Consider the following 23830-nt stretch of genomic DNA (forward strand, 5'->3'; position numbering starts at 1 on the left):
CCTCACTAAATTAGCTTCATGCAAAATAAACTTGAGTGAGGGAAATGGTTCCGTCCGACGCGTGGCATGGGACCTTTGTCAGCGCCTGTGGGACCAAGGTCCCATGTGGAGGATCTTGGCCCGCGTCTGAAAGCGAACCGCAGGAACGGAAAGGCTGTTCTGGTGTCGTTGTCAGTCCAGGGCGGAGTAATAAAATCGCTGCGCGAATAGTCTATTGCTAGGGGCTGGCACGGAGAAACGGAGCCTGGAAGCGACCGAGCGATCACAAAAAGGAATGGCCCCGTCGCGGGACGACGAGGCCAGAGGCGCTTATCGAAGAGACTTCACTTGGGGACGATCGTGAAGCTCGGGCCTGATCTCGATCGGGGAAACGGGATAAGGACAATTGAGAAACGCTTTCGTTATGAGAGTTCCTGGCCTCCAATAAGAAACGGTCCTGAAGTCAACGACGGGGCCGAGGACAGTGTGCTTTGTTGGGCCAGGAGGTTGGAAAAACGCTGGGCCCTTCCCGACCTTGATCGGTTCCTGTCTCTGTGCGGCGATGGCGCTGGGCCTCAGTTTCGCTAAGGCCATCAGGCGCGTAGTTTTTGAAGTGGTAGGCAACGGTAAAAGGCAGCGCCTCCAGAGGGCGGGCAAGTGTGGCCCGCGGGGGGCGGGGTTTTGATTGTTATTCAATCACCCGTTGAACCAGTGCCGGGATCCCCGCCGCTGCCGGTGCCATGATCGCCGCCACTGCCGGTGCCGGGATCGCCGCCACTGCCGGTGCCAGGATCGCCGCCACTGCCGGTGCCAGGATCACCGCCGCTGCCGGTGCCGGGATCACCGCCGCCGCCGGTGCCAGGATCGCCGCCGCTGCCGGTGCCCGGATCACCGCCGCTGCCGGTGCCAGGATCACCGCCGCTGCCAGTGCCGGGATCACCGCCGCTGCCGGTGCCGGGATCGCCGCCACTGCCGGTGCCAGGATCGCCGCCGCTGCCGGTGCCGGGATCACCGCCACTGCCGGTGCCGGGATCACCGCCGCTAACAGGAGTACCCGGGTTGGTGTTACCGCCCGGACTGGTGGCGGTCCGATCCGTTTTGCCATTCGTTGTTGTCGGGGCGATTGCGTTTGTCGCCGGCAATCGCTCACATTGTGCTCCTCCGGCTCCATTGATCTTGTTTGCGTCTCCAATCGGGCCACACTGACCCGGGAAAATGGAGCGCTCGGCGATTTTCCCTTGCGCCGGGACGGCTATGAATAAGAAACCTGCCGACACCACGGTCAGACCGGTGCTTATCAGAAGTCTATGTATCGTGTTCATTTCGACCTCACTAATTTAGCTATATGTTATGTAATCTTTGGTGAGGAGAAAGGTTCCGTCGGACGACTCGGCTTAAAAACTTGCCTACAGGGCTAGGGTACTATCCTGAGTGTTTTGGGCGCCGTTTAGGGGCGAGCTTTAGTTCCTCCGGTTGAACAACGAGATGCTGCGACCGTCGTGTCTAAACGAAGCAAACTGCTTCCGCGAAATCTTGGGGGCATGAAAAGGAATGGCCCCGTCGGGGCGCGACGAGGCTAGGGGATCTTGTCGAGAGACTTCACTGGGGAAATTTGTGGGAGCCCTGCGCCTAACCCTCTATCGGGGAAACGGTATCAAGACAAAGTGAGAACACTCGCATCTTGAAATAGTACCTGCGCGCCAAAAGAAATGACCCCGTCCCTTTGGACGGGGTCTTAGAGCGCGCGTGGTATACGAACCGTGCTACACAATAGGACTCCATTCTTAAAACTATCGATGGAAGCCCTGCCTTTGATCCGTTGCGGGAATCGATCATCGGTATTCGAGAACGGTTGCCGATGCGGAATGTTCCCTCGGCGGCGGAGGACCACCAGCCTGAAACTTTTACGCGGCCATATGGGACTGAAGCCCGATGGCGGAATCGAGAGCCTGTCTCGCTTCGCTTTTGAAAACGCCAGGTTTGCGCAGGCCCGCCCGACCTTTACCCTGTCGCGTTTGCCGCAACTTGGGTGAGCTGCCCTCAGCAGCAGGCGCAACCCGGCGGTTCCGAACCAGATAGCGTTCTGGTAGGGAGGTTTCATCCGTATTTCCAAACCGATACTCATCGCGATGAAGTTTGCAAGCAGGTCAGCGGGCCTGCTGGTACGTGGAATGTTGCGTTTTGGCGCAAGCCGTTTCGAAGACCCTTCGTGTGAAGGCAAGATCTTGGAGGCCAAGATCTTGGATTGCGAGTTTGGGCCGAATGCGCACTGACATCTCGCATAAAAGGAGTGGAGTGCGCGCCATATCGGGCTTCGACGAAGCCTCAAAGGTGAGTGCTCAAAAGGTGAGTGTGCAATTACGCCGCCTTCATTCTCCCATCGATTGATGGGTTCAAGTTTTGTCACTGCGGGCAGGGGCGAGTTTCAGCTCGATACAGGCCTGCCTTGGCAGCCCGATCCTTGCTTTGTGAACCTGACTAACAAAGCTTCCAGCGACGGCGAAAGAACTTAAAGCCGCTTGATCGGCAACGCTCGAATGACAATCTCTTGCTGGCCAAACGCACACTCCAATTCATGGCGATAAACCCGCCACCATAGCTGGTCGAGGTTTTCTGTCATTACTTCCGCCACAACGATCTGATCACGCTCCATTTCAGCTCCGGATACCCAATTTCCTTCCGCGGGAGCATTCCTGTAAAACGTTATGCCGCCGAAGGCCTCCGCAAGTTGATGCCGAACGGTATCGAACATTTGGGAACCGAACGGTTGCCCATCTTGTCGTTTGAGAGGCAGTAAGATCTGGATAAGATGCATGTCCGGTTCCTTGATTTCGAGCAGTCCAATCCTCTAATTGCCAGGTGGTTTCTTCCAGCGAGATAAAAAGCCACAGTCATCGTCAATGACCTGCCCCTCGTAGGATCAGAAATGCTTGCGGACCACTGCTCTCACTCTTCGCGTAAAGTCATTGCCGTGTTTCGTTAGACGCCGCCAACCCACCCTGCAAAGCACCGCGTTCAACCACCAGGACCGAGAAATGCGCCTGCGGAAACAGTATCGGCTGCAACTCCCGCGGCTTCAATCGCCTCCTGCTTGGCCGCAGCGATGCTTGTGGTGGTAAGTCTTTTCATACCGCTCGACATGCGTCCGTGCTTGCAGGCTTCCACATTGAACAGGGGAGGGTGAGCCAACAAGGGATTTGCAAACCCTTCGATCCCGCCGGTATCGCGACACCTCATGCCTTAGGGTCTTGTTTCTCTCCCGCGCTTTTGCCGTCGGAGCTTCGCGAACGCTCCTCGAAACGTTCCTCCCCTTTTGCCAAGGGGCTTCCTTTTTGGAGTTCAATCCGGCGCTCCTCTCGTTGGGCACTCTCTTGAAGCCCTCGCGCAGACTCGTTGCCCTCGGGTTGTTCATCCCTCGGCCCTTGAGCCGAGAGCGCCTCGGAGGTCGACTTTTGTTCGGCGTCAGGCATTGCTGAACTCGCGCTCGCGGACTCATCGGCCGAGCGAAATCTCTTCAAAGCTGCGCGAACCTCATCTTCTTCCCATCCGGCCTCGACGGCCGCGGCGACCCATTCGGTTTCGAAGTCTTGCCAACTGTCCCGCCCTTCATGAGCTGAAAGAATGGACGAGAAGCACTGGTAACAGTCGGCCGACCTCTCCAACGTGCCCTTCGCAGTTCTTGGGGATGCAATGTATGTCATGATCTCGGACCTCGTATCTGACGGAGCGATCAGGCAGCGAAGTGCAAGGACCTGCATTCGCTATCACTGGCGCGCAAACCTTCGGCCTTTCAAAATGTTCCTGGGAATTTCAAACGGAGGGTACGTCGTCGGCCAGGCAAAAAGGCGTGACATGGAGCCGTTGCCGCACGATCGGAAACTCCTGAAGATCCGTGCAGCCGACGTCGTTGCGCGCGCTTCACCCAGGTTACGTAACAATCCTCTCGCGGGGGGCCCTCTAACCACAGGCTCATCGCCTATGAACCGCCTTGCCCAGGCTTGCAAGGAATTCGCCACCTGAACTCCTCCCGGCGTCTGGCGCGATGAACTCTATCAACCCTTGAACGAGCGCAGGTGTCTTTTCACATTTGGACGGAACCACCGTCTCTCGTGCGGGTTTCACTGATGGCCGGCCGCCAAGTTCGTTCCGATGGAGAAGTTGCAATGGTAAATATCAAAGCAAAGGGGTTTGAAAACCTCGCGCAGTTGCAAGAACATCTGGCTGAGCTCGAGGAAGAAAGCCCTGCAGACGAGCAGGTGCCGGAAGCCTCCCCTTCCCCACAGGAGCAGATCGCAGAATTGCGCCGAGAGCTCGCTCAATTGCAGGCGCGGCTGGTGCCAATTCACGCGAAAACAGAGGGGTTGGACGTTCCATCGCGCCGGGACGTCCATATGTGGTTGAGGATCGTCATAGCGGCGGCGACAACGCTCGTACTCGCCCGCGTGGTTCAACACTTTCGTCCCGGAGCACCGGGTGCAGCGATCCTACGGTTGCTTACGGCTCGACGTGACGGCAGAATCTGATCCCTACAGGCAAAAGGCCACGGTGAATACATCGGGAGGATCCTATGTCGAACGACAATGGAACGGATGACAGAAATAGCCAGCCAACAGCACCTGGAACCACGTTCGGACGCTCGCTCGAAAGCCAGGCGCAAATGGCGGACGCGCGAGTTGTTGCGACTGGTGAAGCGGTCGAAACCCTCAACGTCTACCGGCTTGTTCCCATTGCGGAGGCAAATGATCCCCGCTGGGCAAACGCTCCACCGCACGGCGTGGTTGTGGTGGCTGCGCGCACTGCCGGGGATGCCCGGGTTGTGGCGGCCGGCGGCGAGCTGGATTTCATGGAGGTCGACGCGGCTCCTGCGGAGGACGTAACGACGCTGCAGGCAAGTGCGTTTCGATCCGAAAAACTTTACAGCGTGGTCGAGATTGAAAGAGGAAGATCGGATCTCAGGAGGGGCGTGCTTTCCGGTGCGATCTCGGTCGGCAACATCCGGCCGACTCAGGAGTAGAATCATGTAATCCGTTACCGTCGCCAACATCTTGCGACCAACCTTGGGTCGGGGGAGACAATTTCCACCGCCTTGTACTGTCTGCATTCCACCCATTGATGTTGAGAAGGGGGCCGAGACAAGTGGCGCGGCATTGACCGGGATGTCCCCCGCCTCTTCTGCTTTGTGCAACTTGGCTTTTCTTCGTCGAAGGCATCGCGTCCCATTGGACCAGAGCGTTCCAACAAGCCGCGCGGTGCCCATGGCAATTTGTGGGTCGAGCGGTAGATCTATCTTGCCTCAACGGAGAACACCAAGGTGGGAAGACAAAGTGGCGATGTCCGGCGTGACAATATGGGCTCAGTCGATCCTCTGGACCCGGCAATCATGGCGGGCGAAGACGCACGCGCCTTGTTCGAAGCACTGCTCGCGATGAAGCGAGGAGACTTCTCGGTCAGGATGAGGCTTGACCTGGATGGTATCACAGGAAAGATAGCCGATACCTTCAACGACCTGGTCGCCGCCAACCAGAAGATGGCTCAGCAGCTAGCGCACGTTGGTCAAGTGGTGGGGCGCGACGGACGCACAAGCACCCGAGTCCGCTTCGGGCTTTCCGACGGGTCCTGGTCCGATATGGAAGACTCCATCAATACGCTGATCGATGATCTCGTATGGCCCACGGCTGCCGTAACCCGTACGATTGCCGCAGTCGCCAAAGGCGATCTTTTGCAGACCGTTCCGCTCGACGTCGATGGTCGCCTCCTCAAGGGGGAGTTTTTAAGATCCGCGAATATCGTCAATACGATGATCAAACAGCTCAGCGTATTCACCTCGGAAGTCACGCGCGTCGCCCGTGAAGTCGGCACTGATGGCAAGCTCGGCGGCCAGGCGCAGGTCCCTGAAGTCACCGGCGTCTGGAAGGACCTCACCGAAAGCGTCAACTCGATGGCGTCAAACCTGACGGCACAGGTGCGCAATATCGCCGAGGTTACGATCGCGGTTGCCAACGGCGATCTGTCGAAAAAGATCACCGTCGATGTCCGCGGCGAAATCTTGCAGTTGAAAGAGGCCATAAACACGATGGTGGATCAGCTTCGCTCTTTCGCCTCGGAGGTAACGCGTGTTGCACGCGAAGTGGGAACGGAAGGAAAGCTCGGCGGCCAAGCGCTCGTGCCAGGCGTTGCCGGGACCTGGAAGGACTTGACGGACTCCGTCAACGCCATGTGCGGCAATCTAACGGCCCAGGTTCGAAACATTGCACAGGTCACGACCGCGGTTGCCCGAGGAGATCTCTCGCGCAAGATCACTGTCGACGTGTCGGGAGAAATCCTTGAGCTCAAGGAAACCATCAATACGATGGTCGACCAGCTGAATGGCTTTGCAGGGGAGGTAACGCGCGTCGCCCGTGAGGTTGGCACCGAGGGGCGTCTGGGCGGGCAAGCACAAGTCCCAGGCGTTGCCGGCACGTGGAAGGACTTGACCGACAGTGTGAATTCCATGGCTGGTAACCTCACGGCTCAGGTTCGAAACATCGCCGAGGTGTCGACCGCCATCGCCAACGGCGACCTTTCACGCAAGATTACCGTCGACGTGAAAGGCGAGATCCTTCAACTGAAAGAAACGCTCAACACCATGGTGGACCAGTTGAACCGTTTCGCTTCCGAAGTTACTCGCGTCGCCCGCGAAGTCGGTACCGAGGGCAAGCTTGGCGGTCAAGCACAGGTTCCAGGCGTTGCTGGCACCTGGAAGGATCTCACTGAAAATGTGAACTTCATGGCATCGAACCTGACGGGCCAGGTGCGAAACATTGCCGAAGTCACGACGGCCGTGGCAAGGGGCGATCTTTCGCGCAAGATCACCGTCGACGTCAAAGGCGAAATCCTAGAGCTCAAGAATACCATCAATACGATGGTCGATCAGCTCAATGCCTTTGCCGGCGAGGTTACACGCGTGGCGCGCGAGGTCGGGACGGAGGGCAAGCTTGGGGGGCAGGCGCAGGTCTCCGGTGTCGCGGGCACCTGGAAGGACTTGACCGATAGCGTCAACTCGATGGCCGGCAACCTGACGGACCAGGTCCGCAACATCGCCGAGGTCGCGACCGCGATTGCCAACGGCGATTTGTCGCGCAAGATCACCGTCGATGTCCGCGGCGAAATCTTGCTCCTGAAGGACACGCTCAACACGATGGTCGATCAGCTGCGCTCGTTCGCGGGGGAGGTGACCCGTGTGGCGCGCGAGGTCGGTACCGATGGCCGACTGGGTGGCCAGGCTGTTGTTCCCGGTGTCGCCGGCACATGGAAAGATCTGACCGACAACGTCAATCTGCTTGCGGCCAACCTGACGACCCAGGTGCGCAACATCGCCGAAGTCACCACGGCTGTCGCGCGCGGTGATCTCTCCCGAAAGATCACGGTCGACGTCAAAGGGGAAATCCTCGAACTCAAAAACACCATCAACACGATGGTCGATCAGCTCAACGCCTTTGCAGGCGAAGTGACGCGTGTGGCCCGCGAAGTGGGTACCGAGGGAAAGCTCGGCGGACAGGCGCAGGTGCCGGGTGTCGCTGGAACCTGGAAGGACTTGACCGACACGGTAAACGTCATGGCTGCCAATCTGACTGAGCAAGTTCGTGGTATCGTGAAGGTGGTGACTGCTGTTGCAAACGGGGACCTCAAGCAGAACCTGACGGTTGCCTCCAAAGGCGAAGTTGCCGCTCTTGCCGAGACGATCAACAACATGACGGGTACGCTTGCAACCTTCGCCGACCAGGTCACGAGCGTGGCGCGCGAAGTGGGTGTCGAGGGCCGGCTCGGCGGGCAGGCAAACGTTCCTGGCGCCGCCGGGACCTGGAAAGACCTCACAGGCAACGTCAACTTGCTCGCGGCAAACCTGACGACGCAGGTCAGAGCGATCGCTGAGGTGGCGACGGCTGTGACGAAAGGTGACCTGACGCGTTCAATCCAGGTCGAGGCCCGCGGCGAGGTGGCCGAGTTGAAAGACAACATCAACACGATGATCGGCAACCTAAGGCTCACGACGGAGCGCAACACCGAGCAAGACTGGCTTAAGACTAACCTGGCCCGGTTTACCAATATGTTGCAGGGGCAGCGCGACCTGACATTGGTCGGGCGGATGCTGCTGTCCGAGCTCGCAGCGCTGGTCGGCGCACACCAGGGCGTCATCTATAAGGTTGATAGCGACGAGCGCCGGTCGACACTTTCGCTTTTGTCGACTTATGCCCACGGGATCGATGCTACCCACCCGGCGCGTCTGGATTTTGGTCAGGGGTTAATCGGACAATGCGCGAGCGATGCACGCCGTATTCTCATTACCAATCTGCCGGACAACGTCGTTCCGATCAGTTCAGGCGTGTTTTCCGCACTTCCCAAGAGCGCGATTGTGCTGCCCGTTCAATTCGAGGGTCAGGTCAAGGCAGTCATCGAACTAGCCTCGGCTGGCGATTTTACAGACCTGCAGTTGTCGTTCCTGGACCAGCTGACGACATCGATCGGGATTGTGCTCAACTCGATTGAAGCGAACATGCAGACAGAGGGACTGTTGAAGCAATCGCAGCAGCTGGCAACGGAACTTCAAACCCAACAGAGAGAGTTGCAGCAGACCAACGAGCAACTTGAACAAAAAGCACAGCAGCTCGAAGAGCGAAACGTCGAGGTCGAAGGCAAGAACCAGGAAATCGAGCAAGCCCGCCGGGCTCTGGAAGAAAAAGCGACCGAACTTGCACTGACATCGAAATACAAATCCGAGTTCCTTGCCAACATGTCCCACGAGCTGCGGACGCCGCTAAACTCGATCCTCATTCTGGGTCAGCAACTAAGCGACAATCCCGACGGAAATCTGTCGGGTAAGCAAGTGGAGTTCGCCAAGACAATTCACGGAGCCGGCACCGATCTCCTCAACCTCATCAGCGATATCTTGGACCTTTCGAAGATCGAGTCCGGGACGGTTTCGGTCGATGCTGAGGAGATATTCATCAACAACCTGCTGGAGATGATGTCGAGGCCATTCCGCCACGAGGCCGAAAACCGCAACCTCAGCTATTTGGTGGAGATCGGCGACGACGTTCCCAGAAGCGTCATCACAGACTCCAAGCGATTGCAGCAGATCCTCAAGAACCTGCTGTCGAACGCGTTCAAGTTCACCGCAGAGGGCGGCGTGACGCTACGGGTGACCGCGGCAACGGAGGGCTGGTCTTCGGATCACCCCTCGCTCCAACACGCTCCCTCAGTGATCGCGTTCGAAGTGTCTGACACCGGGATCGGCATTTTGCCGGAGAAGCAACGCATTATCTTCGAGGCATTTCAGCAGGCTGACGCTTCGACCAGCCGCAAATACGGCGGCACCGGGCTCGGTCTCGCCATTAGTCGAGAACTAGCAAACCTCCTTGGCGGAGAAATTCAGTTGCGCAGCACCCCCGGGATCGGCAGCACCTTCACGCTCTTTCTACCGCTGACATATGTGGGTGCGTCGACGGCGCTCAAATCTGTTCCTGCTCCAACCAATGTGGTGCAACTGGCGGAGGCTGCAGCCGCATGGCGCGGCGAGAAAGTGGCTGAACAGATGGATGATGATCGCGGCGTGATTGAACCCGGCGACGTTGTTCTTCTGATCATCGAAGACGACGCTCACTATGCGCGGGTTCTTGTCGACCTTGCCCGTGACAACGGCTTCAAGGTCCTGGTCGCCAGCCGCGGTAGCGACGCATTGGATCTCGCCCATGAGTTCAAACCCGCCGCGATATCGCTCGACATCTTCTTGCCGGACATGCTCGGATGGACCGTACTGAGCCATTTGAAGCAGAGCGCGGCAACACGACACATCCCGGTCCAGATCATCAGTCTCGATGAAGACCGGCAGCACGGCCTCGCGCGAGGTGCCTTCGCGTTCATGACCAAGCCCACCACCGCACATAGCGTGGGCAAGGCTTTTTCGCGATTAAGAAACTACGCCGAGCCCCGTCGCAAACGCCTCCTTCTCGTCGAAGACAACGAGGCCGAGCGCATGAGCGTCACCGCACTCCTTGGTGACCATGACATCGACATTGCGAGCGTGGGGTCCGGTGCGGAGGCTCTGGTCGCCCTCCGTAACGATCCCATCGACTGTGTGGTTCTAGACCTGACGCTCCCCGACATGACCGGCTTTGAGGTTCTGGAGAAGATTCGGGACGACGATGACATCGTTGAAGTGCCGGTTGTCGTATTCACGGGGCGAGAACTCTCTCCGGAGGAAGACGCACGACTACACTCCATGGCACGCAGCGTCGTCGTGAAGGGAGTGGAATCGCCGGAAAGACTCCTCGACGAAACCGCGTTGTTCCTCCATCGGGTGGTAGCTGACATGCCCGCGGCGAAGCAAACCATGCTCGAAGAGCTGCACAGTTCGGATGAGGATCTGCTCGGGGAGGCCGTGTTGCTCGTCGATGACGATGCGCGTAATATTTTTGCGCTAAGCAGCGTGCTGGAACGGCGGGGTATGCGGGTGCTGACAGCGACGACCGGCAGCGAAGCCATCGAGGTCCTTCAAAACGAACCAGGCGTTGCCATCGTTCTCATGGATATCATGATGCCCGGGATGGACGGCTATGAAACCATGCAGGTCATTCGATCGGATTCGAAATTCCGCAGGCTTCCCATCCTTGCGCTCACGGCCAAGGCGATGAAGGGAGATCGCGAGAAATGCCTGGAGGCAGGCGCTTCGGATTACCTTGCAAAGCCGGTCAATACTGAGCAACTGCTGGCAGCTCTTCGTATGTGGCTTCATCGTTGAGGGTTTGGGCATGAATCCTGTCAACATTCTTCTTGTCGATGATCAACCGACGAAATTGCTGAGCTACGAAGTGGTCCTCCAGGATCTGGGTGAAAATCTCCTGAAGGCGCAATCCGGACGGGAAGCTCTGGAGCATCTTCTTCGAAGTGACATCGCCGTAATCCTGGTCGATGTGTGCATGCCGGAACAGGACGGGTTCGAACTCGTCAGCATGATCCGCGAGCATCCGCGATACCAAAACACGGCGATCATCTTCGTGTCGGCCGTCATGATGGCGGAACCCGACCGATTGCGCGGTTACGCCGCTGGCGCTGTCGATTATGTTTCGGTCCCGATCGTACCGGATGTCCTACGTGCCAAGGTTAGGGTCTTTGCGGATCTCTACCGCAAGACCCGCGAGCTCGAACGTCTCAATGCGGAACTCGAGAACCGAGTCCGCGAGCGCACAGCCGAGCTGGAGGCGTCTGCGACCGAACTCCGGCAGCTCAATGAGGAACTCGAACAGCGCATCGAACAGAGGACGCGCGAACGAGAGGCAGCGCTTGCGCAACTGTTCGAAGCGCAAAAGCTCGACACCGTGGGTCAATTGACTGGCGGTGTTGCTCATGACTTCAACAACCTGCTGATGGCGATCCTCGGCAGTTTGAAGCTTTTGAAGAAGCAGCTCCCTCAGGGAGGTAAGAGCGAGCGGCTGGTCGAAAACTCGATCCAGGCGGCCGAGCGTGGTGCCGCATTGACCCAACGCTTGCTGGCGTTCGCCCGTCGTCAGGAACTGAAACCTCAACCGATCGATTTCCTCGATCTTTTTCAAAACATTGAAGACATACTCGTCCGCGCTCTTGGCCCCGGCATCGACGTGCGAAAACACATTCCCGCATCTCTTCCGCCGTTGCTCGTCGATCGCAACCAGCTCGAGCTTGCCTTGCTCAACCTGTTCGTGAACGCTCGCGATGCGATGGTAGGTGGCGGCACGCTTGTCGTGTCGGCTGAGGAGGATTTAACATCGATGCCCGTTAACCTCAAGCCGGGTCGCTACGTGCGAATAACGGTTTCGGACAGCGGTGAAGGCATGGACGAGGCCACTGTGGCGCGCGCGACCGAGCCATTTTTTACCACCAAGGGGCAGGGAAAAGGGACGGGGCTCGGCTTGTCGATGGTCCACGGCCTTGCAGCTCAATCCGGCGGTGCCTTGAGCCTTTCGAGTAGAAAGGACGAAGGCACTACCGTCGCGCTTTGGTTGCCCGTCGCCGAAGATTCCGTGCCGGCGAGCACGCCCTTGGAAACCACCGCGCTCGAGGTTTCGCAAGTCCAAAGTCCTTTGAGGGTACTTGTAGTCGACGACGATGTTCTCGTCAGTATGGGGACAGCCGCTATGCTGGAGGATCTCGGCCATACCGTTGTGGAGGCATCTTCGGCAGCCACCGCACTCGAGATCCTTGGATCGGGACATACGTTCGATCTCGTTATCAGCGACCAGGCGATGCCAGGCATGACGGGTGCGGAGCTGGCACGTTTGATTTTCTCGTCCTATCCGGGTCTCCCAGTGATCCTTGCTTCGGGATATTCTGAGTTGCCCGACGATGAGGGACTTCAGGCGCTCTTGAGAATGACAAAGCCGTTTACGCAGGAAGAACTACAAACAACGATCGGACGCGCGGTGGCCCACCGGGCCACAGCCGCTTGAGAACTTCGTCACGTGCTGAACATCGCAGCAATGATGAAGCGTTCGGAATTCTCGCGGCTGTTGAAGTAGTAGACGGCCAAAAGGGAATCGCCGCCCGACAGGAAGGACACAGCCGATGTCTGGTCCGCCGCATCGGCTTGGATGACTGTTTCCGAACGCCGCTAGGCGACAGCCTCTATCCATAGCTCGCGCGTGCCAAGCCACTTCAACGTTTCCAGCTGACGATAATCAAAGAAGCTGCGGGTGGCGTGGGGGGTGAGCCGATCGCTGCGAAATCTTTCACGCGGAACCCGGCGGGCGCAGACTGAGCTCAGGCGTCACTTCAGAAAGGCGCTTGCTGCAAGCTCACATCTCGATCACGACGATGTGTACTTTGCCGAAGGAACGGGAGTTTGGCTCGATGGTTGGTCCAACATCTACTGGATCAAGAGGAGATTCACGATGCTAAAAACAATGTTAACGGCAGCTGCGCTGTTTGTTGCAGCGACGCCTCCCGCATTTGCCCTATCGGATATCGTGTGTGACCAATCGAACATGTCGAAGCTCGAGAAGGACGTAAAGAGCATCAAAGACGAGATGAAGAAGGACTACGCAAACAAAGAACTCGCCATGGCAAAGGAGGCGCTTGCATCAAACGACAGCGACAAATGCAAAACGCACATGTCGAATGCGATGAAAGGCAATGACCCGATGTGATGGGTGAGCGGATTCGGAGACTCCCTTTTCAAACCGGCGCTGTTGCCAGACGGAGTGTTGATGCAATATATCGAGCATTGGAGTGGTTGCCCTTCCTTTCGCTCGACTCCAGCGGCGCGAGCGCTGCAGCCACCTCCAAAAAACCTTGAGGCCCTCGAGGGAGTCGGAGGGTCTCAAAATGCCCACGTCGCCTTCGTGCCACGCGGTCTTTTAAGCTGCCCCAACCTCTGATTTGGTGCCGGACGCGGAAAGCTTCGCTCCAAACGGTTCCCGCCGCTCCTAAATCAAAATAGTCCGCCCCGCCAAGGCGGGCAGACAACGTCACCAGGTTTGCCGGCCATACCAGTCGTCGATGTCTTGCCGGACGCGATTCTTCTCGAGGCCGTAAGGCTCCTGAATCTTCACTTCTAGCTGATCTTGTTTTTCCCCTTACTTGATCAAGATCGTCGTCGGTGAGTTTGCCCCACTTTCCTTGATTTTCCCGTTGAATTGCTTGCAGTTACCTTCATGCGATCCGGCGGCGAAACGCCTGGCGGCTCCTTTGTTCACCGGTTTGTCCAGATTGGGGTTTGAGGAGGGTGATCGACCTAATGGCTGCTTCGCTTCGCGGGATGGCTGGCGGGTGTGAGGCTGAAGAAGAGGACTAGATTTCGATTTGGCTTAGGAAGCGAGCAAGTGCCTTCGACAATTCCTCGGGTGCTTCCTCAGCCATATGATGGCCTGAACTGATGGAGTGGCCCTCGACCTTCGTTGCCCGGGGGCTCCAGACCGCCAGAACATCATCGTAGAGATCCGCGAGGTCGTCCAACCTGGACCATAGACACAACATCGGGCACTCGATCAACCGGCCGGCCCGCCGATCGGCGAGGTCGTGTTGCCTATCGACACCCAGCCCAGCCCGGTAGTCTTCAAGCATACCGTGAACAACGGAAGGATTGCGGGTGGCGGCTCGGAAGTCCTCATAGGCAGCCTGACCCATCGGTTCCATTTCGCCGCCGTACCACGCATCCGGATCGGCAAGGATTGCGCGTTCCGGCTTATCAGGGACGGCAAAGAAAAACCAATGCCACCATTTTCTCGCAAACTGCTCACCAGTTCGTTCGAGAGCTTCCAGGATTGGAACAGCGTCGAGTACGACCAGGTGCGTGACGCTGTCGGGATGATCCATTGCGAGCCGAAACGCGGTGTAGGCGCCACGATCATGCCCGACAACGGCAAATTGAGTATGTCCAAGCGCCCCCATCAGCTCGACGCATGCGGCAGCCTTGGCCCGTTTCGACGAGCCGGAGTGGTCAGGCGTATCCTGCGGAACATAGGATTGACCAAATCCCGGCAGATCTGGACAGATAACCCGAAAGGTGTCTGCCAGCCGCTCCGCCACCTTCCACCAGGTGACGTGGGTCCGGGGGTGGCCGTGAAGCAATAGAACAGGCGGACCGCTTCCGCCATGTCGCACCCGCAGCTGGCCAGCTGTTACAGGTATCGTTTCAAGTTTGAAGCCCTCGAACATGGTGGTGCCATGAGTGCCATGGGGCCGGTTTGCATTATATCCGGGGCCGCAGATCGGTTAGTAACCGAAGAACCTCTAGCAAAGTCCGATAGTTCCAACCGAGTGTCTGCCTCCCCCAACAAATCGTGGGCCCCACGGGTTAGCATTCGGAACACGTCCGACGCCCTGTCACGCCGCCCATTCTGGCCATCATCACGTCCGCAGGACTTCGTCCATTTGTGTCTCCCGTCGGCGCAACGTGGGAATTTTACTTCGGCGCTTTTGGCGAATTCTCGCCCGTCAATGGTCGAAGAAAGCCACACGGAGGGATAGCGGCGGCATGAAACCCTTCCAGCAGTTACGCTCGACAAGCGCGGAAGCGTCCGCTTGGGGGCGAAAGCGACGAGCGCCCTGCGGAACGTTCAAGCTTCTCGCCGGTTTTGGCCTGAGAGAGGAGCCAGTTATGGGAATCAACGAATCAAAAAGCGGCGCGCGAGGTACTCCATCACATAGGCTTGGGATACTTGTCCGGGGCCGATTGGAACTTTCCGTCTTTTAGCGCGCTTATCGGATTTGCGGCCAATGCCAGTCGAGCGATGAAGCCCGCCTGCCCAGATCAAGGAAAAAGACGATGCGGAATTCAGTTGCCGCGGTCATTGTCAGCGTTTCGCTCGGCGGATGCACCGCTGGCGTCGCGACTTACGGCTTCTCGCCAAACTTAGAACCGATACCCGGTAGCATCACCTATCGCGGCCAGCCTCGCACCAAGCTGACGAAAGCACCTGTAGGCAGCATCGTGCCACACGAGTTTCGAGACCAATTCGGTCGGCGCGTTTCTGAGATCTATGTCATTCAGCCGGATCGCTCTCTTCGTCTTGTCTCCCGACGCAGGCAGACATTTGATTTTTTCGATGACGATTAAGGGGGCTTGGCATCCGTAGATTGACGGACGAAGAAATCGCAGAGGCGATAACTTTTAAGCGGCAAGAGGTCGATGTGACGAAGTCAAGGGAAGCCGTGGAACCGGGCAGGGGGCGAAATGCTTCAACGCCTGAAGAGATACCGCCGAAAGGCATTCGCGATGTCTTTTGGCGTGTTGTTTCAGAAATGTTCGAGGAGCGTGTTTTCCTGATCGCGGCGGGGGTGAGTTTCTATCTTCTGTTGGCACTCTTTCCCGCTCTTGCTGCCCTCGTGTCCTTTTACGGCTTCATCGCCGATCCCATCGACATCGGAACCCATATGAGCGTGCTGGACGATCTGTTGCCACCCGGGTCTTACGCTCTGATTTCGGACCAGTTGAAATCTTTGACCTCCCAGAAGACGACAACGCTTAGTTTCGGTTTCGTCAGCGGCCTGTTCATCTCGCTCTGGAGTTCTGCCAATGGCATTTCGGCGCTTTTTGATGCCATGAACGTCGCCTATGGCGAAACTGAGAAGAGGACATTCGTCACCCGGACGCTGCTTTGTCTCGCATTCACGTTCGCCGGGTTGCTTTTTGCGGTGGTCCTGATCGTGGCTATCGGCGTCATTCCCGCCTTGCTGGCGTATCTGTGGCTCGATCGGTGGACTGAAATCCTGACGAGGACGGTGCGGTGGCCGATGATCCTCTTCCTCGTCGCTATCGGCACGGCCTCGATCTACCGGTACGGGCCGAGCCGCGAGCGGGCGAAGCTACGGTGGCTCAATTGGGGTGTCATATTCAGCACGTTTATGTGGCTCGCCGCCTCATGGCTCTTTTCCTTCTATTTGCAGAATTTCGCGAACTACAACGCGACTTACGGCGCTCTCGGCGCGCTAGTGGGTTTCATGATGTGGGTATGGATTTCGACGGTTATCCTCATCATAGGTGCTCTGATTAACGCGGAGCTCGAACACCAGACAGTCGTCGACTCCACCACCGGTATACCGCTCCCGATGGGTGAACGCGGCGCCTACGTTGCTGACACACTCGGCAAAGCTGCCGACTAGGCGCGTAAAGCCACGTCGGTTCGCGCACCGCTCTCCGAGGCGGGGGATCTGCAGACCCGAATGAGCCGATCACTCTGAAGGTCTGGTGTGCGCACCGTCAGCAAGAAACGCTCCAACGACCGACGTTGTGGCGCGTGCTCGGCTCCGTTCTCGTGCCACCGACACCAGTGCGCTCGGCGTTCGCACTTCGACGAAACCTCAAGCCGCGGCAGATCGCGTTCGCTTATCGCTATGAATTCCATGCGCGATCTCCCAGGTCATCCGCCCTCCGGGAAGAGCGTGCACAAGTCCAGGGTGAACTGCCGAATGGCCGGTCCAGCGACACCAACGTCGGGTTAGCTGTGCCCTTCGATTTCCGCGGCCGGTCTGCGACTAAGCCCGAGAGTTCGCAAACTCCTGCTTCGTGAGGCCGATGCACTAGCGCATACCCGGCAGACGCAAGCCGCCGCGGCGCGCCTGCTCAGTAGATCCTGGCGCATCTGCGAACCTCGCTCTTTTGTCGGCCTTTTCCGTCGTGCCAATTCGATCAAGCTCCTTCCCGGCGCCGATCTCAGGCGCTGAGTGAATGCCCGCAGGGGCGGTCAACTGCCTCATTGCTACGAACGGCAATTGTCGGAGGCCCCGGGCGGGAGGTCCTGGTGGAGCTCACCGCTCGACCCCAAAATGCAGGCCATATAGTCCCAGATGGTGAAGGGGGGTCGCACGGCGGCCCTTCAATGTTTCCGATAGAGATGGCGAGCCAGATAGGGCTATAGGCAAAATCTGATCAAAGGGGAGCCCACTCGAGCAGCAGCTCCGACAGGCGCTTGGCATTCTTGATCGCATGACCATCACGATCATTGTTGAAGTAAGCCCAGACCGTTTTCGCTCCGCTTCGGCGGATGCGTTCCGCCCATATCCTCAGTTCGGCGTCACTGTAATCGTGCCTATACCATTGATATGGCCCGTGAAACCGCACATAGATGTCATCGCAAGTCTTCACGAGGGCGTCGGGCAGCCGAGGGCCACTGCAGGAGCAGAAAATAGTTCCATTTTTCTCAAAAGCGTCGAAGACGTCGTCATTCCACCAACTCTTGTGGCGGAACTCCACAACGTTTCGACGGGAAGGGTCAAGCTGAGCCAGTATGGTGTGCAACATCTCGGCGGAGTAACGGACGCTTGGAGGCAATTGAAACAGAAAGCAGCCCATCTGGGGGCCGAGAACGTCGGCTATGTAGCCAAAGTCCTTGACCAAGGTGCTGGTGTCGTCGAAGCGCCTGACGTGGGTAATGAGCTCACAGACTTTGACCGTGTAAACAAAATTCGGTCCTGCTTGTCGCAGCCAATTCCTCACCGCGGCGATCGTCGGCCATGAATAAAAGGGCGCATTGAGCTCCACCGTTTGGAACTGCTGGGCATAGATGGGAAACCACTTGCTCGAAGGAATATCTGCCGGATAAAGCTGTCCTTTCCAGTGCCAATAGTACCAACCCGAGCAGCCGATATGGAGGCCGTGTAACAGGTCCCGCGGAATGGTGAGCGCGCCTCCATTCGTCCCCAGCGCCAATCTCAACGCATGCATCTTTTCGGCCCGGCCTATATTCGCAAGCCGCTGCCTCTGTCGGCGCTGCGCGCGACGGGCGCGACGTTCTGCGAGTTCTTCCGAAGAGCGCTCCACCATCTGACAATCCGCCGTTTTCCCTGGTCAGAAAGTCTCGAGACGGGATTTGGTCCCTGCTTTCCAAACACCTATCCATCTTTGCGCCATTACATCCGTGAAGCACGCGAACTCCGGGGCGGAGCATCATGTTTGTTTGCGATTTCTTGAAGAAATGCCTCGATCGTTTTGACCTGATGGAACAACTGATCCGCCAACGGCCTGTAAACATTGCGAAGAGGTGGCGTTGGTTCAGCTGACAAAAGGCCATTGTCGCAAGGGCGACCGTCATCCCAGCCCGCATGATTGGCAATAGGATAAAGACATACTGCCTCTATAGGCACTCCCCACATCATAGCAGCCCTGACTTCTTCGCCGACATATGCCAGCCAATCGGACCGGCGATCGCCTTCAGTACCCGTCTCTGCGATCAGCATTGGCCTGCCATATCGAGCGTAGGTTTCGACAAGAATTTTGCGCAATGGTTTGTAGAGAGGGTGTTCGACGTCGATCGTCGGGCCGCCGTGGATCCACTGGTTGTTGTGGTAGTAGTTGACGCCGATGATATCGAGATACTTTTCCGCGCCTCCCAACTGGGGCCACAAGCGTCCCGAAATCATGTCCCAGGCTTGGTATTGTGCCAATCGATGGCCTTCAGCAGCAAGTCGATCGCCTGGTCGCTCGGGATCGGCCAAAACATTGATGGCCGGCTCGCAGTGGACAAATCGGGCCCGAGGCTCGACCTCAAGAATAGCATCCATCGCCGCGATCGAGGCGCGCGCAAGCTGCACCTTGAGCTCAAAGCCCCTGCGCCCTGCCCAAGGGTTGAGGTAAGCAGCATCTCCACCCGCCCATGAAAAGAAAGAGATTTCGTTGACAGGCACGAAGAACGGCGGGGCCGCGATTTCGCTTCGCAGGAGTTTTGCGGCAGCCCCCGCAAAACGCGCAAACCGTCTCACAAATTCAGGCGACCATATATCGATATCATCGGGCCAGCCGTAGTGCATAAGATCCCAGATGACCTGCGTTCCGGTGGTGCGCGCTGCGCGCATTAACGGTAAAACACTGCTCCAGTCATATGTTCCGGGCAGTTGCTCGACCAGATGCCAGCGAAAACCATCCCGTACGCTGCGGATATGATGGCTCGCCAGCTGACGGTAATCATTTTCCGCATATTGTTCGTGTTTTATCGAGGCTATCATATCCAGGCGCCGACCCCGACCCACCCCATCCCTTGGTCGGACGCGGTGGGTGGAACATTCAAAGCCTCCTTGGAAGAAAGACTGGAACAGTCCGGTCGGAGCGCACGGCGTCCTTTCCTCAAGGACTTCGTCAAAAAGCGCCTGCCACTGCGGAACCACCGCTTCGACGCTGTAAGTCTTCTCTACATGCAAACGCAACTGTAGACCGAAGCTGGCGCGCAACTCCGGCGATCCGGCAAGCATTGTGACGGCCTCTGCCACTGCTAGTGGATCGTCATGTCCGACAAAATAGCCAGAAAGGCCGTGTTTGATCTGTTGTCGTGAACCGTTGTCGGCCGTTGCAATGACCGGAAGGCAGGCGGCCCCAGCCTCAGAAATGACATGGGGCATGCCCTCATCCCGCGAAAGCCAGACGAACACGTCGAACGCTGCAAGCAGGTCCGCGACGTCGACCCGGTCACCCAGGAAGCTCAAGACGGCATCCAATCCAAGCTTGCTACACAGAGCCTTCAGATGCTGCGCATATTCGGGCATGAATGCATCTGGTCCTCCCACGATCACAAAGCGCATGGTGTGATCTTGTGCGTGAATAATCGCGGCCGCCTCGATGAAGGTCTCGACATTCTTTTTTGCATCAAGACGCCCGACCCAGCCGACCAGGATCGTGTCGTCGTAGATGCCGAGTTGCCGGCGCGTTGCAGACCGCCGGCTCGGCTCGAACTCCTTGAGATCGACCATAGATGGGATCTCTCGGGCATCACATTCCCGCCCAGGCATTCGAGACGCGGCGGCGTCGCGAATGGATCGACAGACACCCACATAGCGACTGGTCAAATGTTTCGGTCCGCTCAAAGCTTCCAGGACCAGGCCACCATGCTCGATCAACGGCGGGCGAATGTGCAGCCGTTCAAGTGCCGGGTAAATGTCTGCAACATTTTGACATGAAACCACCACGTCATAAGAAGGAATTTTGTCGGCGAGATAGGCAACGGTCTCTTCGAGCGACATGGAATAGGGCGCAGTGTCCACTTCGATGCCCAAAGCCCGCAGCTGCTGATGCGTCTGCGCGGGCATGCCGTCCTTGTGCAAGCATGCGACCACATCGATTTTGTAGCGCGAACGGTCGATATTGGCCGCAAGAAGACGAACCTCGGTTTCCTCTCCTCCCACCACCAACCAGCCGAAGACGAAGAGGACGGTCTTGGGGCGGCATGATCCCGTCATGGCCCCACCTTGAAGACGATCTGCAAGAACTCAAACCTCCGCTGCAGCAGATCCGAAAGAAACTCCGGAGCATCCTCGAAGGGGATCACATGGGTGATCATGTGCTGTTTGATCAGTTCGCCCTCACGGGCCAACAGGTCGATCGTTTCGCCCGCAAGCCGGCGTTGGCTCCAATGCGATGAAAGACCGCGTGGAACACGATTGATCTGCGCGCAGCGTATGTTAAGGCCATTGTGGTGAAACTCCTCACCCAATCTCAGCCTGTCAGCTCCACCCTGATAAAATGCCAGGTCAATCACGCTCCCCTGGGGTCGTACGGCCTTGAGTGCGACGTTAAGGCTTTCCGAATGGGCCCGGGTCTGAAACACGATATCGGCTCCGCGGCTTGCAGCGCCGTCGTGCCAGTGCGTCTTCACGTGTTGCCAGGCGTGTTCCTCTGACATTGCCTGAATGCCCATCGCCTCTGCCTTTTCTCGGCGGAACTGTGACGGATCCGCGACGAGGACCTGGCAAGCGCCAAGGGTCTTGGCAAAGAGCGCTGTGAGCAAGCCTACGGTCCCAGCTCCGATAACCAATACGCGTCGACCGATGACACCGCACCCCAGGAAGGGCAGTGCCGTTCCGAACGCATCGGCATCGGCATGGAGAATGCCATTGGCAGCTATCGGGCCCATTTGTGCGACGAAGATGCCAAGCAACGGATCGATCGTGGTGGGAAGTGGGACGAGAAGGTCGCAAAACGGGTCGGCTACATGGCCGGTCTTGTGGGCGTAGGTTGCAGCGACGATATCGTTTGTTGCGTAGCCGGCGGCGTTTGTGTCTGCGACCCGTGCCACCTCCATGTAGCCTAGAAAGGGGACGGGATATGTCAGGTCAGGTTCGTTCGCTATGAAAACCCCCCGCTCGCGGTCGAAGCGCGAGTGAAAGTAGGGGTTGGTGTTTTTGAGGAACGTTAACTCGGTCCCGGCCGAAAACCCGGTAAAGAGTGTGTCGAGCTGTACGTGACCGTCGGCTGGCGCCTCTTCCTCATATTCCAGGAAGTACATTTTGCCAGGGCGCTCGACGCCGAGGGATCTTATGGTGCGGCTGAACATCGGCACAATTCCTAAAAGTTGTGGAGGTCGATGGGCTGACCGGTTTCGGCAGACTTGCTCAGAGCTAAAGCAATGCGGTGGGTCGCGAGCGCCTCATGGTAAGGGCAACGAATGCGATTTTCGCGGCCCCGCACCGCATCGACGAAGTCGCGATCTTCCAGCCGCACCGGGTCTCCGTCGGCCCGGCGCACCGGCCTCCCCGCCCCGACATCCACCATGATGTCATGGTCTGTCAGTTCAATCGCCAAGCCATCGGCAAAGAGGTTCAATCCCATGTGATGCCCCCACTTCAAGGCACACGTGGACGCAATGTTTCCGATTGCACCTGTTGCGAATAAAAAGCTGGCCGTGCTCGAAGTGGCAACATCGAGATCAGGAAAGTCATCCCTTTTTCTATGCGTCGTCTGGCCGAATACCCGGACGATATCGCCGACAAGATAACGGGCGAGATCGACGATATGGGTCGTCTGTTCGACGGTTTGCCCGCCTGATGTCTCCTTTTTCCACCACCACTTCGGGGGTGGAGTCTGATCGAGCCAGTAGCCCGAAACAAGTTGCGCAGGGTTCTCAGCCAGGCATCGGCGCGCTTCCTCGACGGTGTCGAGGTATCGCCAGTGATAGCCCACCGCGGTAATCAGGCCGGCCGCAGCAATGCCCGCGGCGAGCTCCCTGGCAAGATCGAGATGCAGGCTGATTGGCTTCTCGACAAAAAATGGAATTCGAGCCGAAATGAGCTCTCGCTCGACATCGCCATGCGCAAATGGGGGGACACAGATATAGGCGGCATCCAGTTCCAGTTCGCCCAGCATCCGGGCAGAGGAAGTAAAGGCTCTGGCGCCAAATCGGCCTGCCGCATGCTGGGCCCGTTCGATGGCGGGATCGGCAAAGCCGACGAGTTGCACGTCGTCGAATTCCGCCAAAATATCGAGATGGCGGGACGCGATCCCGCCCACTCCAATAAAACCGATGCGCGTGCGTTTCATGGTTCGATGCTCTCTTTCGTTGGCGACCGCTGAATGGAGAACGGATCGGTAGATTTCTGCGGTCTCCTCGACCATCCGGGCTGCGGTGAATTGTTGCTTGAACCTTCGTCGCTGCGCCTCTCCCGTGCGAGCTGCCCCTGCCGGATCGGCTAGGACGGAGATAATCCCCTCAGCAAGCCCTTCCGGATTGCTGGGCTCGACAAGGAAGGGATGCTCGTCTCCAAGAGCGTCAATCGTGCCTCCGATCGCTGTCGCAACGACAGGGACCCCCACCGACATCGCCTCAAGAACCACCAGCGGCAGCCCTTCGAACAGCGATGAGAGAACGAAAACGTCCGCCGATGCCAGCAGCGAGGCTATGTCGTTGCGCTGCCCTGCAAACAACACAGCGCGTTCAAGTCCGAGCTCTGCGACCAAATCCTTCACATTGCCGACTTCAGGACCGGTACCGACCAGTAGCAGCACAGCATTGGGGAATTGTTGCAGGACGCGAGGCATCGCTCTGACCAAGGTCAGGTGGTCCTTCTGCCGTGTGAAGCGCGCAACCGATATAAGGGTGTTTGATCGTTGGGAACCCCACTCAGACCGCACCTCGATGCCATCGCGAAGCGGTGGAATTCCGTTTCGGACAACCTTGATCTTGTTTGGATCGACGCTCTCACTCGGGAAAGTCGACCGCGCCGCGGGGGAGACGACAACCAGTCGCTCGACGAAGCCAAGGCCCTCGCAGAACGCCGCCTTCTGTTCTCCTTCGGTGAGGAGAAACGGCAAATGCTCCGTTCTGATAACCGGAACACCTGCGACTTTTCCGGCGTGTGCGAGCCCATGGCCTTCCCAGCCGATGCCTGCGTGAACATGAATAAGATCGGCATCGACCGATTTCAGCCACAAGCCGCACTCGACGATGTCGTCGAACTCTTTGACCGCCAAGCCGAGTGCGAAGGCTTTCGAAGCAAGGTTGCCCTCGCATCCTCGCGGCATCACCATCGTAACTTCAAAGCGTTCGCTCAACCCCTCGCCGAGAATAAGCATGTGGGCACCCATGCCCGATGCATCGCAGCTATCGGTCGCAAGGACGAGCTTTTGTTTTGGCTTCAT

Annotated in this window: 13 protein-coding genes and 2 pseudogenes; 7 read left to right on the top strand and 8 right to left on the bottom strand. The window is 57.9% G+C overall.

The genetic code is table 11. The features are described from left to right. Positions 1–667: 667 nt before the first annotated feature. The 3 genes from IB263_RS32770 to IB263_RS34410 all read right to left on the bottom strand — a co-directional run bounded on the left by IB263_RS32770 (position 668) and on the right by IB263_RS34410 (position 3680). Positions 668–997, bottom strand: coding sequence for a hypothetical protein (locus tag IB263_RS32770; protein WP_192439565.1), 330 nt, complete (start codon positions 995–997; stop codon positions 668–670). A 1491-nt stretch (positions 998–2488) separates the two neighbouring features. Next, positions 2489–2794: a hypothetical protein gene (locus tag IB263_RS32775; RefSeq protein WP_089046304.1), complete on the bottom strand. Its 306-nt coding sequence runs from the start codon at positions 2792–2794 to the stop codon at positions 2489–2491. 418 nt (positions 2795–3212) lie between these two features. Next, positions 3213–3680, bottom strand: coding sequence for a hypothetical protein (locus IB263_RS34410; protein WP_246811156.1), 468 nt, complete (start codon positions 3678–3680; stop codon positions 3213–3215). A 462-nt stretch (positions 3681–4142) separates the two neighbouring features. On the opposite strand from IB263_RS34410, the gene IB263_RS32785 reads away from it, so the two are divergent. The 5 genes from IB263_RS32785 to IB263_RS34415 all read left to right on the top strand — a co-directional run bounded on the left by IB263_RS32785 (position 4143) and on the right by IB263_RS34415 (position 13136). Further along, entirely contained in the window at positions 4143–4502 is a 360-nt protein-coding gene (locus IB263_RS32785; protein WP_192439566.1) for a hypothetical protein, read from the top strand. Between the two features lie 44 nt (positions 4503–4546). Continuing rightward, positions 4547–4993 carry a hypothetical protein gene (locus IB263_RS32790; RefSeq protein ID WP_089046223.1) on the top strand — a complete coding sequence of 149 codons (447 nt, stop codon included), beginning with the start codon at positions 4547–4549 and terminating at the stop codon, positions 4991–4993. A gap of 333 nt (positions 4994–5326) precedes the next feature. Next, positions 5327–10756 (top strand): HAMP domain-containing protein, encoded by a 5430-nt coding sequence (locus tag IB263_RS32795; RefSeq protein ID WP_210337840.1) that lies wholly within the window; start codon positions 5327–5329, stop codon positions 10754–10756. Positions 10757–10766: 10 nt separating this feature from the next. Then, a complete protein-coding gene (locus IB263_RS32800; RefSeq protein ID WP_060520799.1) occupies positions 10767–12440 on the top strand; it encodes a response regulator in 1674 nt (557 codons plus the stop codon). Positions 12441–12695: 255 nt separating this feature from the next. After that, on the top strand, positions 12696–13136 hold the full coding sequence (locus tag IB263_RS34415) for a hypothetical protein (protein ID WP_246801983.1): 441 nt from the start codon (positions 12696–12698) through the stop codon (positions 13134–13136). A 321-nt stretch (positions 13137–13457) separates the two neighbouring features. On the opposite strand, the pseudogene IB263_RS34420 reads toward IB263_RS34415, so the two are convergent. After that, positions 13458–13685, bottom strand: a pseudogene (locus tag IB263_RS34420) (CsbD family protein). 94 nt (positions 13686–13779) lie between these two features. Further along, entirely contained in the window at positions 13780–14646 is an 867-nt protein-coding gene (locus tag IB263_RS32810; protein ID WP_110819832.1) for an alpha/beta fold hydrolase, read from the bottom strand. Between the two features lie 610 nt (positions 14647–15256). On the opposite strand from IB263_RS32810, the gene IB263_RS32815 reads away from it, so the two are divergent. Both IB263_RS32815 and IB263_RS32820 read left to right on the top strand, forming a co-directional pair. Continuing rightward, positions 15257–15547 (top strand): hypothetical protein, encoded by a 291-nt coding sequence (locus tag IB263_RS32815; RefSeq protein WP_034800005.1) that lies wholly within the window; start codon positions 15257–15259, stop codon positions 15545–15547. Positions 15548–15594: 47 nt separating this feature from the next. Next, positions 15595–16593: a YihY/virulence factor BrkB family protein gene (locus tag IB263_RS32820; RefSeq protein WP_089046235.1), complete on the top strand. Its 999-nt coding sequence runs from the start codon at positions 15595–15597 to the stop codon at positions 16591–16593. Positions 16594–17359: 766 nt separating this feature from the next. Here the strand turns inward: IB263_RS32820 and IB263_RS32825 are convergent. The 3 genes and pseudogenes from IB263_RS32825 to IB263_RS32835 form a co-directional block, all read right to left on the bottom strand. Beyond that, positions 17360–18253, bottom strand: a complete 894-nt coding sequence (locus IB263_RS32825; RefSeq protein WP_090428909.1) for a DUF72 domain-containing protein — start codon at positions 18251–18253, stop codon at positions 17360–17362. 86 nt (positions 18254–18339) lie between these two features. Further along, positions 18340–20655, bottom strand: coding sequence for a glycosyltransferase family 4 protein (locus IB263_RS32830; protein ID WP_110819831.1), 2316 nt, complete (start codon positions 20653–20655; stop codon positions 18340–18342). Next, positions 20652–23830, bottom strand: a pseudogene (locus tag IB263_RS32835) (glycosyltransferase). Before IB263_RS32835 ends, IB263_RS32830 begins: the two are co-directional and overlap by 4 nt.

This window comes from Ensifer sp. ENS03, assembly GCF_014852035.1.
Lineage (GTDB): Bacteria > Pseudomonadota > Alphaproteobacteria > Rhizobiales > Rhizobiaceae > Ensifer > Ensifer adhaerens.